Genomic DNA, 16,039 nt, shown 5'->3' with positions numbered 1-16,039 from the left:
CGCCTTCCCCCTTCTCTTGCAGCGCTACGCGCTGCGGAAGGGGGACACCGCCAGCGCGGCGGGGCGGCCCTTGCGCAGCGGTCGCTGGCTTGGGCCGCGCCAGTTGCGCAGGCTACGCTCATTTTTTATGCCAAATCGTGCTCTACCGCTTACTGGATAAGCGCTAGCAGCTATCAAAAAGATAGTTTCATGACATCCCTCCGTCGGCAGTTCGCCACGCTTCTTCTGGTCTTTCTGGCAGCCCTTTGGCTGGCGCCGCGCGCCCATGCCGCCGCAGGCGCCTACGAGGCCGAGCTGCCTGCGGAACTCGCTACCGCGCGCGACATGTGCGCGCTGGTGCCGTGCAAGGACGTGTTTCCCGGCGCCAGTCATTTTTCTGAACGCAAGGGCCAGCCGCCCTATGTGGAGGCCTACGACAACAACAGTGCCCAGAAAAAGCTGCTGGGCTATGTGATGCTGTCCACCGACATCACGGACACCCCCGCCTACTCGGGCAAGCCCGTGGTCACGCTGATCGGCATGGACAAGGAGGGCCGCTTCGTGGGCGTGAAGGTGCTCAAGCATTCCGAGCCCATCCTGCTGCTGGGCATTCCGGAATCCGCACTGCTCAAGTTCAACGCCCAGTACCTGGGCAAGTCGGTGGCCGACAAGATCGAGGTGGGCCAGTCGCGCCCCGATGAAAACGTGCTGGGCCTCGACGCCATCTCCGGCGCCACCGTCACCGTGATCGCGCAGAACCAGGTCATGATGGCCTCGGGCTCGGCCGTGGCGCGGCAGGTGGGCATCCTCGCGCCCACGGTGCGCGAGCCGGCCCGCTATGCGGAAACCGGCAAACGCCTGAGCTGGGCCGAGCTGGTGCAGCAAGGCACCGTACAGCGCCTGCGGGTGGCGCCCGAACAAGTGGGGCTGGACAAGGGCCCCGAGCCCTTCATCGAGCTGTGGTTTGGCGACCTGAACCACCCCGACCTGGGCAAGAGCCTGCTGGGCGAGAACGGCTGGCACAACCTGCGCCTGCAGCTCAAGGAGGGCGAACACGCCTTCTTCATCATCCGCACCGGCGGCAAGGAGTCGTTCAAGGGCTCGGGCTTCGTGCGCGGCGGCATCTACGACCGCGTGCAGGTGCGCCAGGGGGCGGATTCGTTCACCTTCCGCGACCTGGACGCGCTCAATCTGTATGGCATCGAGGCCGCAGGCGCGCCCAGCTACAACGAGTCGGTCATTTTCATCATCCGCTCACCCGCGTTCTCGGCCGCCTACCCGTGGAAGCTGAGCTTTCTGGGCAACCGCGTGGACCGCGCCACGGGCGCGCGCAGCTTCACCAGCTTCGACACGCCCTACTGGCTGCCCGCCGCCATGCTGCAAGGCGGGCGCCCCACCCTCGACGAGCCCGACGCCCCCTGGGTGCGCGTGTGGAAGTCGCGCGCGGTGGAGATCGCGCTGTTCGCCGCGCTGCTGATCGCCGTGACCGTGGTGTACGCCCTGCGCGAGAAGCTCACGCGCCTGTCCACCCACAAGAACAAATGGCCCGTCAACGGCTTCAAGTACAGCTTCTGGGCACTCAGCATTGGCTGGATCGGTTTTGGCGCCATGGCGCAGCCCTCCATCACGCAGGTGCTGACCTGGTTCCATTCGCTGCTGTTCCAGTGGACCTGGTCGCTGTTCCTGTCCGACCCGTTCATCTTCCTGTTCTGGATCTTCATCATCGTCACCGTGTTCCTGTTCGGGCGCGGGTTGTTCTGCGGCTGGATGTGTCCGTTCGGCTCGCTGCAGGAGGGCATCTACAAGGTCGCGCGTGCCCTGGGCCTCAAGCGCTTTCAGACCCAGCTGCCGCCAAAGTGGCACGACCGGCTCAAGTGGGTCAAGTACGCGGTGTTCTTCGGGCTGTTGGTGGTGTCGATGTTCTCCATGGGACTGGCCGAAAAGCTGGCCGAGGTGGAGCCGTTCAAGACCACCTTCCTGGTCGGTGTGATGAACCGCGCCTGGCCCTACAGCCTGTTCGTGGCGGCCATCCTGGGCGTGTCGATCTTCATCGAGCGGCCCTACTGCAAATACATCTGCCCGCTGGGTGCCTCGCTGGCCATGCCCAGCACGTTCCGCTGGTTTGGCCTCAAGCGCAAGCAGGACTGCAACAGCTGCAAGGCCTGCGCCGTGGGCTGCGGCGCCCAGGCCATCGACGCCGACGGCCGCATCGACCACCGCGAGTGCCTGCACTGCCTCGATTGCATGATTCTCTACACCGACACCAAGGGCTGCCCGCCCCTGGCCAAGGAGCGCAAACGCCGCGAAAAGGACGGCCTGGAAATCACGCCCATCGGCAAGAACGGCTATTTCATCCCGATCCACCCCGCCACGGTGCAGGACCAGATCTCGGCCAAGGCCGCCCAGGGGCCCGACCCGCGCATGCCCACAACGCCTGCACACCCCGCCCACAAGGCTGGAAGCCAAGGCCTGCGCTGGCTCTGGCTGGAGCTGGTGGACCACCTGTGGCCCTGGAGCCGCGAAGGCTGGGCATCAGGCCGTGGCCTGCAAATGGCAGGCTTCTCGCTGGCCGTGGCCGCCAGCGTGGCCTGGGTGATGACCGCCCTGGGCACGTTGTCGTCGGGCGCCATCATCGGCTGGTGGTTTGGCTGGAGCGTGTACGAGGTGCTGATCCGCCTGTCGGGCAAGCGCTATGTGAAGGACGGCCCCTGGTGGCAGGGCCAGTACCGCCGGGCGGGCGTGATGGACATGTTGAGCTACGTGGGCTTCAAGAACCTGCTGATCGGCGCGGCGCTTTTCCTGGCCATCAAGGCCGTGGTGGGATTGGCGTGATGAAGCCCCCCCTTGCTGCCACCGCATTCGCCGCATGCGTGGCGCTGGCTGCGTGCCTGCTGGCCCTGCCCGCCCACGCCGCCACCGTGTTGGTGCGCCCCGGCCAGGACCTGCAGGCCGCCATCACGGCCGCGGCGCCGGGCGACACGGTGGAGGTGCAGCGGGGCTTCTACCGCGTGAACCTGCGCATCGACAAGGCCGTGACCCTGCGCGGCATCGACCGCCCCACGCTCACCGGCGGCCAGACGGGGGACACCATCCGCGTCACCGCGCCCGACGTGGTGATCGAAGGCCTGATCGTGCGCGACTCGGGCACCAGCCTCAAGGACCAGAACGCGGGCATCTACATCTACCCCGGTGCACACCGCGCCGTGGTGCGCCACAACGACCTCACCTACAACCTGTTCGGCCTGTGGATCGAGAAGGCCAATGACGTGCAGGTGCTGCACAACACCATCACCGGCCTGCGCGATGTGAACTCGTCGCAGCGCGGCAACGGCGTACAGCTGTACAACACCACGGGCGCACGCATCGAGGGCAATCACATCAGCTTCGTGCGCGACGCGCTGTATGTGGACGTGTCGCACCACGCGGTGTTTCGCGGAAACCGGCTGCACCACAGCCGCTACGGCACGCACTACATGAACTCCTACTACAACCTGTGGGAGGACAACGATACCTACCTCAACCGTGGCGGCCTGGCGCTGATGGAGGTACGCGACCAGGTGGTGCGCAACAACCGCGCGTGGGGCAACAGCGACCACGGCATCATGCTGCGCACCCTGCAGGACTCGGTGATCGAGAACAACGTGGTGGCCGAAAACGCCCGGGGCTTCTTCATCTACGACGTGGAGTACATCACCCTGCGCGGCAACCTGGTGACCCGCAACACGGTGGGCGTGCACCTGTCGGCCGGCTCCAAAAACAACAAGGTCGAAGGCAACGACTTCATCGGCAACCGCGAGCAGGTGCGCTATGTGGGCGCCCGCGACGAGCGCTGGGGCACCGAGGGCGGCAACCACTGGAGCAACTACCTCGGCTGGGACCGCGACGGCAACGGCGTGGGCGACGTGCCTTACGAGGCCAACGACATGGTGGACCGCCTGACCTGGCGCCACCCCGCCATCAAGCTGCTGCTGGCCAGCCCTGCCGTGCAGGCGCTGCGCCTGGTGGGCCAGCAGTTTCCGGTGCTGCGCGTGCCCACCGTGGTGGACCCAAAACCCCGCATGCAACCGAACCAACCTCAACGGAATTTTCAGCGTGACACGCAACCCTCCCCCCATTGACCTGAGCGAGCCCCCCGCCATCGAGGTGCGGGGCGCGCACAAGCACTACGGCGCACTGCACGCCGTGGACGGCATCGACCTGCGCATCGCGCGCGGCGAGATCTTTGGCCTCATCGGCCACAACGGCGCGGGCAAGAGCACGCTGTTCAAGATGATCCTGGGCCTCACGCCCGCCACCTCGGGCGAGATCCGGGTGGGCGGCGCCACGGTGCAGGGCCGCGACTTTCGCGCCGCCCGCCGCCACCTGGGCTACCTGCCCGAGAACGTGGTGCTCTACGACAACCTGAACGGGCTGGAAACGCTGCGTTTCTTCGCCCGCCTCAAGGGTGCGCCCCTCACGCAATGCCCCGCGCTGCTGGAACGCGTGGGCCTGGCCCACGCGGGCAACCGCGCCGTGCGCGAATACTCCAAGGGCATGCGCCAGCGCCTGGGGTTTGCACAGGCCCTGCTGGGCGAGCCCCGGGTGCTGCTGCTCGACGAGCCCACCAACGGCCTGGACCCGCAGGCCATCCGCGACTTCTACGCCACGCTGCGCGGGCTGCAGGCGGGTGGCGTGACCATCGTCATCACCTCGCACATCCTGGCCGAACTGCAGGAGCGCGTGGACCGCCTGGCCATCCTGGCCTCCGGCAAGCTGCAGGCCCTGGGCAGCGTGCAGGCGCTGCGCGAGCAGGCGCACATGCCGCTGACCATCCACCTCACGCTGGCCGCGGCCGACCGGCCTGCCGCGCTGGGACTGCTCGCTGCCGTGCCCGGCGTCACCGGGACGGAAACGCCGGAAGGCCTGCACGTGGACTGCCCGCGCGGCAGCAAGATGGCCGTGCTGGGTGCGCTGGCCCCGCTGGGCGCCGCGCTGCAGGACCTGCAGATCCAGGAGCCCTCGCTGGAGGATGTGTACTTCGACCTGCGCAAGGGCTAGCCATGGAATTCCAACAAATCTTCACCATCGCGGGCAAAGAGTTCCGCGACCGCATGCGCAACCGCTGGGTGCTGGCCGTGGCACTGGTGTTCACCGTGTTCTCGCTGGCCATCGCCTACTTTGGCGGCGCGCAGCAGGGCACGGTGGGCTTTCGTTCCATCGAATTCACCATCGCCAGCCTGGTCAGCCTGGTCATCTACCTCATCCCGCTGATCGCGCTGCTGCTGGGCTTCGACGCCATCGTGGGCGAGCGCGAGCGCGGCTCGCTCGACCTGCTGCTGTCATTGCCCATCACGCGGCTGGAGCTGCTGCTGGGCAAGTACCTGGGGCTGGCGGCGGCGCTCACGCTCTCGACGCTGGCGGGGTTCGGTCTGGTGGCGGTGCTGCTGGTGCGGCAGTTCAGCGGGGCTGCGCTGTTCCACTACGGCGGCTTCATGATCAGCTCGGTGCTGCTGGGGCTGGCGTTCCTGAGCATGGCGGTGCTGCTCTCGGTGCTCACGCACGAGCGCACACGCGCCTCGGGCCTGGCGATTGCCGCCTGGTTCTTTTTTGTGCTGGTGTTCGACCTGCTGCTGCTGGGCGCCCTGGTGGCCACGGGCGGCAGCGTCGGCGGCGAGGCCATGGCCTATCTGCTGCTGCTCAACCCGGCCGACGTTTTCCGCATCCTCAACGTGTTCTCGCTCGACGACGTGCGCACCCTGTACGGCCTGACCAGCATCGTGCCCCCCGCCCTGGCCAAGCCATGGCTGATGGGCGCGGTGATGGCGGGCTGGATCGTGGTGCCGCTGGGCCTGGCGAGCTGGAGATTCAAGCCATGACGAAAAAAACCCACAACCAATATCAATGCGCCTGCGCCACGCGGCGCCAACTGCTGGGCTGGGCGGCCCTCGCATCGCTGGGCACGCTCACGGGCCTTGCGGGCCTGACCGGCTGCAGCCAGGCGGACAACAGCGCGCAGTCCCTGAAACCCGTGGAGATCGACCGCACCACCAGTTGCGAACTCGACGGCATGCTGCTGGCCGACTACCCCGGCCCCAAGGCGCAGGTGCGTTTCGCGGGGCAGGACAGGCCCTCGTTCTTTTGCGACACGGTGGAGCTTTTCAGCACCCTGCTGGCCGGCGAGCAGGTGCGCGCCGTGCAGGCCGTGTATGTGCAGGACATGGGCCAGGCCGACTGGAATGCCCCGCAGGGCCACTGGATCGACGGCAAGACCGCCCTCTACGTGGTGGGCGGCAAGCGCCACGGCTCCATGGGCCCCACCATCGGCAGCTTCGCGCAAGAGGCCGACGCGAAGAAGTTCGCCGCCGAATACGGCGGCAAGGTGCTGCGCTTTGCCGAGATCACGCCCGCCATGGTGGACCTGAGCGGCGGGGCACTGCACGACACGCGGATGTAGGCGATGCAGCCCCCCATGCCCCCACGGCCGGCCCCCTCGGCCCGCGCCCCGTCCCGCGCGCCCACGCGGCGCATGGCGCTGGCGGCGGTGCTGCTGGGCACCGCCAGCCTGGGGGCCTGGCAATGGCCCCCGAGGTGGCGCCGCGCCCCGGCGGCAGCCGCCGATGCCGCGATGGTGGGCGACGATGTGTGCGTGGTGGCCCCGACGACGCCGTACGACCCCGCGCTGGGCCAGCCGCCGCAGGCCGCCCGCGAAGTGCCCCCCGAGGCACGCTGCCCCGTGTGCGGCATGTTCCCGGCCCGCGCGCGCGACTGGGCGGCGCAGGTCATTTTTGCGGACGGGGACGCCCAGTTCCTGGATTCGCCCCTGAGCCTGATGATGTACCTGGGCAACGTGGGCCACTATGCGCGTGGGCGCACGGCGCAGGCCATCGTGGCCCGCTACGTCACCGATGCGGACACCGGCGCGTGGCTGGATGCCCGGCAGGCGCTGTATGTCCATGGATCTTCCGCGCGAGGGCCCATGCGCGCGGGCAACCTGCCGGCCTTTGCCGACGCTGCCGCGGCGCAGCACTTTGCGCAGCGGCGTGGTGGGCGGGTCTTGGGGTTCAGCGCCATCGACGCGGCGCTGCTGCGGTCATTGGCCCCGGGCAGGCGGCAGGACCACGCCGTCCATGCAGGCCCACCGCAGCCGTAGCCACGATCTCAATGCACTATCAAAAATAGAGCATCCAGCGCTTGCTCATCAAGCGCCAGCGGCCAATTTCACCCAATTATTGTGCCGACGTCTCGGTCTGCGGCTGAACTGCCTTGAACAGCGCGGCCACCTTGCGCTTGGGCTTGATGTTGGCCGACACGCTGCTGCGCGGCGCCGACTTGGCGGCTTCCCAGGCAGGGGCCGCATCGGCGGCGGTGCTGGCCTCGTACGGTTTCTCGAAGAAGGGATCGCGCGAAGCGACCGCAGGACGGAAGCCCCGGTGCTGCTCGCGTGTCTCGCGGGATTCGCGGCCGCCACGGTGGTCGCGCTCACGTTCACGCTCGCGGCGGGGGCCCGCCGAGATCGCATCGCGCCCGTCGCCCGTCTCGCCCGCTTCGCGCCAGGCGCGGCGGCCGTCGTTGATGCGGCCACGCGGCTGGTCTTCCTCGTATTCGATGGCTTCGAGTTCGATCTTTTTCTTGATCAGCTTCTCGATGTCGGCCACCAGGCGGGCATCGCTGCCCGACACCAGCGTGACCGCCAGGCCCGAGGCGCCCGCACGGCCCGTGCGGCCAATGCGGTGCACGTAGTCTTCGGCGTTGAACGGCACGTCGAAGTTGAACACCGCCGGCACGTCCTTGATGTCGAGGCCGCGGGCGGCCACGTCGGTGCACACCAGCAGGTCCACTTCACCCTTCTTGAACGCTTCCAGGGCCTTCAGGCGCTCGTCCTGGCTCTTGTCGCCGTGCAGCGCGGCCGTCTTGAGGCCTTCGCGCTCCAGGCTGCGCGCCAGGCGGGCACAGCCGAGCTTGCTGTTCACGAAGATGAAGGCCTGCTTCAAGCCCCGGGTCTTGAGGACCTGGTGGATGGCGCGGCGCTTGTCGTCGTCGTTGGCGCTGTAGAAGCGCTGCTCCACCGTGGAGGCCGTCTCATTCGGGCGGGCCACCTCGATGGTGACGGGGTTCTGCAGGTAGCTGCCGGCCAGGCGCTTGATCTCGGGCGAGAACGTGGCGCTGAACAAGAGCGTGGTGCGCTGCTTGGGCAGGTAGGACAGGATGCGCTGCAGGTCGGGCAGGAAACCGATGTCCAGCATGCGGTCGGCCTCGTCGAGCACCACGTACTCGACCTGGTTGAGCACCGCGTTCTTGGCCTCGATGTGGTCGAGCAGTCGGCCCGGCGTGGCCACCAGCACTTCGACGCCCTTCTTGAGCTCGATGGTCTGCGGCTTCATGTCCATGCCGCCGAACACCACGGTGCTGCGCAGCTTGGTGTACTTGGCGTACAGCGCGATCTGCTGGGCGACCTGGTCGGCCAGCTCCCGCGTGGGCAGCAGCACCAGCGCACGCACGGGGTGGCGGGCGGGAGAGGTGGAACTGCTCTCGTGCTTGAGCAGGCGTTGCAGCAGGGGCAGCGAGAACGCCGCCGTCTTGCCGGTGCCGGTCTGGGCCGCGCCCATCACGTCCTGGCCGGTGAGCACCACCGGAATGGCCTGCGCCTGGATAGGCGTCATGGACTCGTAGCCCATTTCGGCCACGGCGCGCGCCAGCGGCTCGGCCAGCGATAGATTGGAAAAGGAACTTGTCATTTAGCCCTCTATTGTCGCACCGGTGGCCCAAAATGCCATTTTTAGCGTTTTGGCGGCACGTCGGCAGCCGTGGTGCAGGGCACGCACGACGGCCATTCACTATGTTTTTGATAGCTGCCAGCGCATAAGGGACAAGCGCTGCATGCCATCTGGACGGAAAACTACTCCAGCACCGCCCGCAGCTGGCGGGTGGTGGCCGCCAGGCGCCTCGCCCCGATCTGGGCGAGGTTATTCATCACCGTGAGCGCCGCCTCCGGGTACTGGCGGGCCCACGCGTCGAAATGCGCGCGGGACAGGCGCACCAGGTGTGCGCTGCCCCGCTCGGCCCCGGCGCTGGCGCTGCGGGCCGCCCCATTGAGGAACGCCATCTCGCCAAATGCCATGCCCGGACCGACGGTGGCCAGGCGCAGCCCCTTTTCCGGGGGCCACTGCGTGACCAGGGTGATGTGGCCCGACTGCACCACGAGCAGGTCGTGGTCGGTGTCGCCCGCATTGAAGACCACGCCGCGTGCCGGCACCGTCTCGCGCTCGAGCAAGGCCAGCAGGGCGTCGCTCGCCGCGCGCGGCACGCCTTCCCCGATCTCGCCCAGCAGGTCCCGGGCGGGATGGGCCGGGCGCTGCTCGATGGGCCGCTGCGACAGGATGCCGGCCTCCGCCCATTCCAGGGCCCGGTCCACATCGGAAAAGGAGCGCACATGGTCCCTGGCCTGTTCGGCGGCCAGGGGGTCCAGCGCCGCCACGGCCGCCGCGATGCCCTGGTGGCCCAGGTCGCGCACCAGGGCGCGCAGCTGCGCGAGCGCGGTGCTGTCCCACGCGGGCACGCGCCCCGCATCGAGAATCACCCACCGGTGGCGCGGCTGCAGCAGCAAACGCACCTGCTCGGCCAGGTGGGCGGCCACGCCAAACGACATCACCCCCTGCAGCTCAAAGACGGCGATCTGGTTCATGCGCGGAACGAGCCAGGTGTCGGACCCGGCCCGGCGCAGGCGGCGCGAGCGCAGTTCGCCATCGAGCCGCACATGCCGCAGCACCTTGGCGGCCGAGTCGTGCAGCAGCACGAACGTGGCCACGACCAGGCCCGCCACCAGCGCGCCCACGCCGCCCATGACGGCGAACACCAGCGCCACCAGCCAGCTCTGCGCCCAGGTCACGCGCGAGCTGCGCGCATAGCGCAGCGACCACATGAGGCCCGGCACCTGCAGCAGCCCCGCCAGCACCAGGCCGCCCGCCAGGCAGGCCATGGGCACCCAGTGCAGCCACCATGCGCCCGTGGCGGCCACGCCCAGCATGATCGCCGCATGCCACCGCGGCGCGTCGCGCGAGGCCCCGGCTTGCGCCAGCACGATGCGCGAACGCGATGCGCTGGTCGATGCGGGGATCATTCCGGCCAGGCCGCACAGCGCTCCGAGCAGGCTCTCGCGGCGCAGGGCCAGGTTGGGATTGCCGCGCAGCCCGTGCTCCAGTTCCAGCTCCTGGTTGAACACCAGGATCTCCAGGCTGTTGACCAGGGCCATCAGCAAGGCCAGCACGACCAGCGCCGAGCCCTCCTGCTGGGCCAGCGCCATCCAGGGGATGCCCGTCCAGTCGGGCCACAGCGGCCCGGCGAAGCTGCTGGGCTGCACGGCGGGTGCGAACACGGCCCCCAGGCCGCCGCCCCACAGCCCGGCCAGCGCCACCCCCAGCGTGACCAGGACCACCGCGGACAGCAGGCCCGGCGAACGGGGCCAGCGGTGGCGCAGCGCCCAGGCGATGGCCACCACGGCCGCGGCCGCCAGCGCATGCCAGCCGGTGCGCGCGTCCCACAGCGCGTCGGGCCCCGCGCCAAACCCATTGCGCACCTGGCCCACCACCATGGACAAGCCCACCCCCGCGGCGAAGCCGTGGGTCACCGAGATCGGCAGGAATCGCGCCACGGAAGCGAGCCGCAATACACCCAGCAGCCACTGGAACACGAAGGCCAGCCCCACCGTCGCCCCGCTCACGGCCAGCACCTGGCGCGCGCTCAGGCCCAGCGCGGGGGCCGCGCCGTGGGCGGTGGCCAGCACCGCCGCGAACAGCAGCGCGACCACGGTGGTGGGCGCATACACCACGCCGGCGCGCGGCGCGGCCAGCGTGAGCAGCAGCCCCGGCAGCGCGGCGGACCACAGCGCCAGGGCCGCCAGCGGGTAGTCGCCCGCCAGCGGTGCGAACGCCAGCAGGCCCAGCCCCACCGCATGGGGCACCGTGACCGCCGCGGCCGACCATGCCGCCGCGACCCCCGAGGAGGGCGGCTGCGGCAGGGGCCCGGCCACCCCGCTGCTGGCGCCGCCGGAGGGACCGTGGGCCGAAGCCGTCGAAGACAAGGCGGTGGCGGACATGGCAACCGTGTTTTTTCTCAGGGCTTGCGGGCCGCCGGACACCGGGTGCAACCCGCCGCGGCGGCCAGCGCGCTACAGGCTGCGGGCCGAGAAGGTGTCGCAGGCCTTGACGCTGCCGTTTTGCAGCCCGTTGTTGAACCAGCGCTGGCGCTGGGCGCTGGTGCCATGGGTAAAGCTCTCGGGGACCACCGCGCCGCCGCTCGAGCGCTGCAGCGCATCGTCGCCAATCTTGGCGGCCGCGTTCATGGCCTCCTCCACATCGCCCTGCTCCAGGATCTGGCGCGCGTTCTGCGCATGGTGGGCCCACACGCCCGCGAAGCAGTCGGCCTGCAGTTCCAGGCGCACCGACAGCGCGTTGTATTCCGTCTTGCTCACGCGCCCGCGCATCTGGTCCACCTTGCCGCTGATGCCCAGCTGGTTCTGCACGTGGTGGCCCACCTCATGCGCGATCACGTAGGCCTGCGCGAAATCGCCCGGGGCGCCCAGGCGGCTCTTGAGGGTCTCGTAGAAACCGAGATCGATGTAGACCTTCTGGTCGGCCGGGCAGTAGAACGGCCCCATGGCCGCCTGGCCCGTGCCGCAGGCCGTGGGCGTGGCTCCGCGAAACAGCACCAGGCGCGGTTCCTGGTAGCTGCCGCCGCCCTGGCGGAACACGGCCTTCCACACGTCCTCGGTATCGGCCAGCACGGTCGAGACAAAACGGGCCATGGTGTCGTCCGCCGGCGGGCGCTGGGCGGGCCCCTGCGACTGCACCTGCGCGGGGGGGCCGCCACCGCTGAGCAGCCCCAGGATGGTCAGCGGGTTGATGCCCAGCACCCAGCCGCCCACGAGGGCGATGACGATGGTGCCGATGCCGATGCTGCGTCCGCCAAAAACCGGCGATCCGCCGCCGCCTTCGCCGCGGCGGTCCTCCACGTTGTCCGATTCGCGATTGCCTTCCCATTTCATACCGTATCTCCAGCGCCCTCGCCCTGCGGAAGGCATTGCCGCCATATTACGCGCCCGGCAGGAACTCCAAGGGCAGATTACGATGGCCTGCCTGTCCGCGCCCCGCGGGCATGCTCCACCATCGACCTGGCCACAACCCGCCCGCACTCCCTCCATGCTCCACGACGCATCGCACTACGCCCCCCTCGCGGGCGGGGTCATCCTGCTCACCGGGTTCGACCCTTTCGGGGGCGACGCCCTGAACCCCAGCTGGCTCATCGCCGAGGCCCTGCACGGGCAGCACATCGCCGGCAATCGCGTGGTGGCCGCGCAACTGCCGACCGTGTTCGGGGAATCGCTGCAGCAGCTGCGGGCCTTGGCCGAGGCCCACCGGCCCGCGCTGATCGTCTGCCTGGGCCAGGCGGGCGGGCGCGGCGCGCTCTCGCTGGAACGGGTGGGCATCAACATCAACGATGCCCGCATTCCCGACAACGCCGGCCGCCAGCCCGTCGACACGCCCGTGGTGCCCGGCGGCCCCGCCGCCTACTTCGCGAGCCTGCCCGTCAAGGCCATGCTGCGCGCCGTGCAACGCGCGGGGGTGCCCTGCGAGGTGTCGCAGACGGCGGGCACCTTTGTCTGCAACCATGTGCTGTACGGGCTGATGCACATGCTGCAGGCGCAGGACGCGGACCTTCCGGGCACCCGCGGCGGCTTCGTGCACGTGCCCTGGCTGCCAGGCCAGGGCACGCCCCACCTGGCGCTGCGGGAGATGGTGCGCGGCATCCATGCCGCCCTGTGGGCCGCCATGCTGGTCCGCCACGACATCGCGCTGGGCGCCGGCGCCACGCACTGACTGAATGCCGGTCTCCGCACCACGGGCTTGCCCGCTTCCCCGGCACCATGGCCCTGTATAAAGTCTCGCGATGCCTTCCCACCTTCTTTCCGGATCCCCCCGCGCGCTGGACGCCGCGGCCACCGCGGCATGCCTTCCCTGGGATGCGCTCGCCGACGAGATCGCGGCCCTGCTGCGGGACGGTTCGGTGGCGGTTCCTGCGCGCACGGTGGTGGCGCTGGCCGGGGGCGCCAACCTGTTCGTCATGCCCGCGGCCGACAGCCGCGTGGCCATGGCCAAGCTCATCACACTGACACCAGGCAACGCGGGAACCCACCGCCCCGCGATCCAGGGGGATGTGGTGGTGTTTGATGTCGCGACCGGCGAGCGCCGCCTGGTCCTCGACGGCCCCACGATCACCGCGCGGCGCACCGCGGCGGTGTCGCTGCTGGCCGCACGGCACCTCGCGCGCGCGCCCGAGGGGCCACTGCTCATCGTGGGTGCCGGCGTGCAGGGCCTGGCCCACCTGGAGGCGTTTGTTCTGGGCATGGCGGTGCGCGAGGTGTGGGTGGCCTCGCGCAGCGCGGCCAGCGCCGAGGCGCTGGTCCGGCGCGCCCATGCGCTGGGCGCCCGGGCGCGCGTGGTGGCGAACGCGGACGACGCGGTGCCGCACTGCCCGCTGATCGCCACCTGCACGCCCGCGCACGCCGTCGTGCTGGCCGCGCCGCCACGACCCGATGCCTTCGTGGCGGCGGTGGGCGCCTACACCCCCGCGATGGCCGAGCTGGCGCCGGCCCTGTGCCGCCACGTGGCGCTGCGGGGGCACATCGTGCTGGACAGCGACGATGCGCGCCACGAGGCCGGCGATCTGCTGCAGGCAGGAATGGATGTGGGCGTGCTGCCTACCTTGCGGGACGTGCTGCACGGCCGGCCCATCCCCCCGGAAGGCCCCGTGCTGTTCAAGAGCTGCGGCTGGGCAGGCTGGGACCTGGCGGCGGCACGCCTCGCGGTGCACCCGCCGGTGTCGACAGGGCACGCCCCGCGGGCCACGCCATGACCCTCCTCCGCTTCTCGGACCACAGCCTGCGCGCCCAGATCGCGCTGGTGTTCGGCGCGCTGGTGGTGGGCCTGGCGGTGCTGCTGTCCCTCGCCTTCGGAGAGCTGCTCAAGCGGCGCATCGAGCGCGATGCCGGCACCGCCCTGCAGGTGATCGCCGAGAACGCCGGCAAGCTGCTGGCCAACGGCTTGCTGGAACGCAGCCGGGAAGCCGAGGTGCTGGCCGCCGCCGAAGTGGTCTGGGTCAAGGGGCTGGACACCCCCGAAGGCCACCACATGCTGGCCCGCAGCCAGGCCACCCAGCCCCACAGCGTGTGGATCGGCGTGGCCGACGCCCAGGGGGTGGTGCGCACGGCCACGGGCGGCCTGCTCGTGGGCCAGAGCGTGGCGCAGCGGCCCTGGTTCCAGGAAGGTCTGCAGAAACTGCACGTGGGGGACGTGCACGCGGCCAAGCTGCTGGAAAAGCTGCTGCCCCCCAACCCCTCGGGCGAACCCTACCGGCTCGTCGACTTCGCGGCCCCCATCCGCATCGGCCCCACCACCGTGGGCGTGGTGGGCATCCATGGCAGCTGGGAATGGACCCGCGAGGTCATGGTCAGCCTCACGCCCGCGCACACCGAAGACAGCGCGGTGGAACTCTTTGTCTTTGACCGCGAGGGCCAGCTCATCTATGCCCCCGGCGGCCAGACCCAGGCCCTGCGGGAGGCCGGGCAGCACCTGCCGGCCGGGGCCGCGGCGCCCGGAGACCGGGCCGCCAGCCCGGCGGCCGTGGTGCCGTGGAGGGACGGCCGCAGCTACCTCACGGCGATGGTGCCGCTGCGGGCGCGCAGCAGCGCCAGCGACCTCGGATGGCGGGTCGTCGCCCGTGAGCCCGTGGCGCTGGCCTTCGCCGAGGCGAGCCGCACCGTGCGCATGGCCCTGGCCATCGGGCTGGCTGCCGCGCTTCTGGCCTCGGTGCTGGCCTGGCTGGCGGCACGCCGGCTGAGCGACGATCTGTACGCGCTGGCCGATGCCGCCAGCGCCGTGGAAGCCGAAAAGGCCGGGGCCCGCATTCCGCAGGCGCACAGCAGCCGCGAAGTGCGCCAGCTGTCAAGTGCCCTCGGGCGCATGACGCACCGGCTTCTGGCATCCCGCGAGGCCATGGAAGAGAAGGTGCGCGTGCGCACGCTGGAGCTGGAGGCGGCCAACCGCGCGCTGGACCTGCAGGCCCGCACCGATGCGCTGACCGGCCTGCTCAACCGCCGGGGCTTCGAAACGCAGATGGCGTTTGCGCTGGCGCTGGCCCGGCGCAGCGGCCGCCCCTTGAGCCTGATCACGATCGACGTGGACCATTTCAAGCGCGTGAACGACACCTACGGCCACGAGGCGGGCGACGAAGTCCTGCGCCGGCTGGCACGCACGCTGGAGGTGCGGCTGCGCAACTCGGACGTGGTGGCGCGGCTGGGCGGGGAAGAGTTCGTGGCGCTGCTGCCCGATACCGACCTGGCGGGCGCCCAGGCCATTGCCCAGTCCCTGGTCGCGGCCATGGCAGGGCAGCAGGATCCGGTGGTCGGGCTCATCACCGTGAGCGCCGGCGTGGCCAGCATGCGCAGCCTGCAGGACAACGGCACGGACCTCCTGCGCCGGGGCGACGCCGCGCTCTACGAAGCCAAGGGACAGGGACGCAACCGGGTCTGCGTGGAGGCCTGAGAAACGGAGTGTGAGTGGATGGGTGGATGGGTGGGTAGATGGATGGAGCCGCGCTGGCGCGTGGCCCGGTGCCACCTAGGCCCCGTCGATGTCCGCCACGACGGCGCAGCCTTGCGGGGCGGTCGCGTCGAAATAGGCCTGGAGCCGCTCGGCCAATGCATTCAGGCCGCCGTCGTTCGCGGCGCGCGCCATGGCAAGCTGTTCCAGCGCGTAGGGCCGGTGTCCCAGCATCATCGCGGTGTTCACGCAATGGCCCGCCGCCGCCATCTTGAGGACGAAGGCATTGAGCGATTCGCACGGCCAATAATGCACCTGCGGCCCGCCGTGCGGCTGCGAGGGCGCGAAACCGAGGTCGCCCGCGCCACAGGCGGCGTGCAGGGAAAGGCCCGTACCCCGGGCCTTGGCGGGTGTGAACGGCGCAGCAAAGGTCAGCATGGGAGGACTCCTTCTTGCCCACCGCGACATCGGGGTGGCATGACACGATG

General features: G+C 69.9%; 13 protein-coding genes. 9 read left to right on the top strand and 4 right to left on the bottom strand.

The annotated features are described in order from the left end of the window. Positions 1–189 precede the first annotated feature (189 nt). The 6 genes from AC07PV_RS14275 to AC07PV_RS14250 all read left to right on the top strand — a co-directional run bounded on the left by AC07PV_RS14275 (position 190) and on the right by AC07PV_RS14250 (position 7,108). Positions 190–2,811, top strand: a complete 2,622-nt coding sequence (locus AC07PV_RS14275; protein ID WP_494630542.1) for a 4Fe-4S binding protein — start codon at positions 190–192, stop codon at positions 2,809–2,811. After that, entirely contained in the window at positions 2,811–4,097 is a 1,287-nt protein-coding gene (locus AC07PV_RS14270; protein ID WP_492245841.1) for a nitrous oxide reductase family maturation protein NosD, read from the top strand. Before AC07PV_RS14275 ends, AC07PV_RS14270 begins: the two co-directional genes overlap by 1 nt. After that, a complete protein-coding gene (locus AC07PV_RS14265; protein WP_492254764.1) occupies positions 4,072–5,016 on the top strand; it encodes an ABC transporter ATP-binding protein in 945 nt (314 codons plus the stop codon). The genes AC07PV_RS14270 and AC07PV_RS14265 overlap by 26 nt, the downstream gene beginning before the upstream one ends. A gap of 2 nt (positions 5,017–5,018) precedes the next feature. Further along, on the top strand, positions 5,019–5,834 hold the full coding sequence (locus tag AC07PV_RS14260) for an ABC transporter permease (protein WP_010461614.1): 816 nt from the start codon (positions 5,019–5,021) through the stop codon (positions 5,832–5,834). Then, entirely contained in the window at positions 5,831–6,412 is a 582-nt protein-coding gene (locus tag AC07PV_RS14255) for a nitrous oxide reductase accessory protein NosL (protein WP_494598289.1), read from the top strand. The genes AC07PV_RS14260 and AC07PV_RS14255 overlap by 4 nt, the downstream gene beginning before the upstream one ends. 72 nt (positions 6,413–6,484) lie before the next feature. Next, positions 6,485–7,108 carry a nitrous oxide reductase accessory protein NosL gene (locus tag AC07PV_RS14250; protein WP_492255361.1) on the top strand — a complete coding sequence of 208 codons (624 nt, stop codon included), beginning with the start codon at positions 6,485–6,487 and terminating at the stop codon, positions 7,106–7,108. Between the two features lie 76 nt (positions 7,109–7,184). Here AC07PV_RS14250 and AC07PV_RS14245 read toward each other — a convergent pair whose 3' ends face one another. From AC07PV_RS14245 to ypfJ, 3 genes are all read right to left on the bottom strand, one after another. After that, complete coding sequence (locus tag AC07PV_RS14245; RefSeq protein WP_218293638.1) at positions 7,185–8,693, bottom strand: DEAD/DEAH box helicase; 1,509 nt, start codon at positions 8,691–8,693, stop codon at positions 7,185–7,187. 161 nt (positions 8,694–8,854) lie between these two features. Continuing rightward, positions 8,855–11,050, bottom strand: a complete 2,196-nt coding sequence (locus tag AC07PV_RS14240; protein WP_494630540.1) for a SulP family inorganic anion transporter — start codon at positions 11,048–11,050, stop codon at positions 8,855–8,857. Between the two features lie 72 nt (positions 11,051–11,122). Then, the gene (gene ypfJ / locus AC07PV_RS14235; RefSeq protein ID WP_218293637.1) at positions 11,123–11,998 is read right to left on the bottom strand and encodes a KPN_02809 family neutral zinc metallopeptidase; all 876 of its coding nucleotides are present in this window, start codon (positions 11,996–11,998) and stop codon (positions 11,123–11,125) included. A gap of 154 nt (positions 11,999–12,152) precedes the next feature. On the opposite strand from ypfJ, the gene pcp reads away from it, so the two are divergent. From pcp to AC07PV_RS14220, 3 genes are all read left to right on the top strand, one after another. Then, a complete protein-coding gene (gene pcp, locus AC07PV_RS14230) occupies positions 12,153–12,830 on the top strand; it encodes a pyroglutamyl-peptidase I (RefSeq protein ID WP_492245844.1) in 678 nt (225 codons plus the stop codon). A gap of 70 nt (positions 12,831–12,900) precedes the next feature. Continuing rightward, positions 12,901–13,866: a delta(1)-pyrroline-2-carboxylate reductase family protein gene (locus AC07PV_RS14225; RefSeq protein ID WP_494630538.1), complete on the top strand. Its 966-nt coding sequence runs from the start codon at positions 12,901–12,903 to the stop codon at positions 13,864–13,866. Next, the gene (locus AC07PV_RS14220) at positions 13,863–15,554 is read left to right on the top strand and encodes a sensor domain-containing diguanylate cyclase (RefSeq protein WP_494630536.1); all 1,692 of its coding nucleotides are present in this window, start codon (positions 13,863–13,865) and stop codon (positions 15,552–15,554) included. Before AC07PV_RS14225 ends, AC07PV_RS14220 begins: the two co-directional genes overlap by 4 nt. A 75-nt stretch (positions 15,555–15,629) precedes the next feature. Here the strand turns inward: AC07PV_RS14220 and AC07PV_RS14215 are convergent, their stop codons facing one another. After that, positions 15,630–15,989: a hypothetical protein gene (locus AC07PV_RS14215; RefSeq protein WP_494630535.1), complete on the bottom strand. Its 360-nt coding sequence runs from the start codon at positions 15,987–15,989 to the stop codon at positions 15,630–15,632. Between the last annotated feature and the right edge of the window lie 50 nt (positions 15,990–16,039).

This window comes from Acidovorax sp. GW821-FHT09A11 (assembly GCF_059418365.1).
This window is presented reverse-complemented; position numbering and strand designations above follow the sequence as displayed.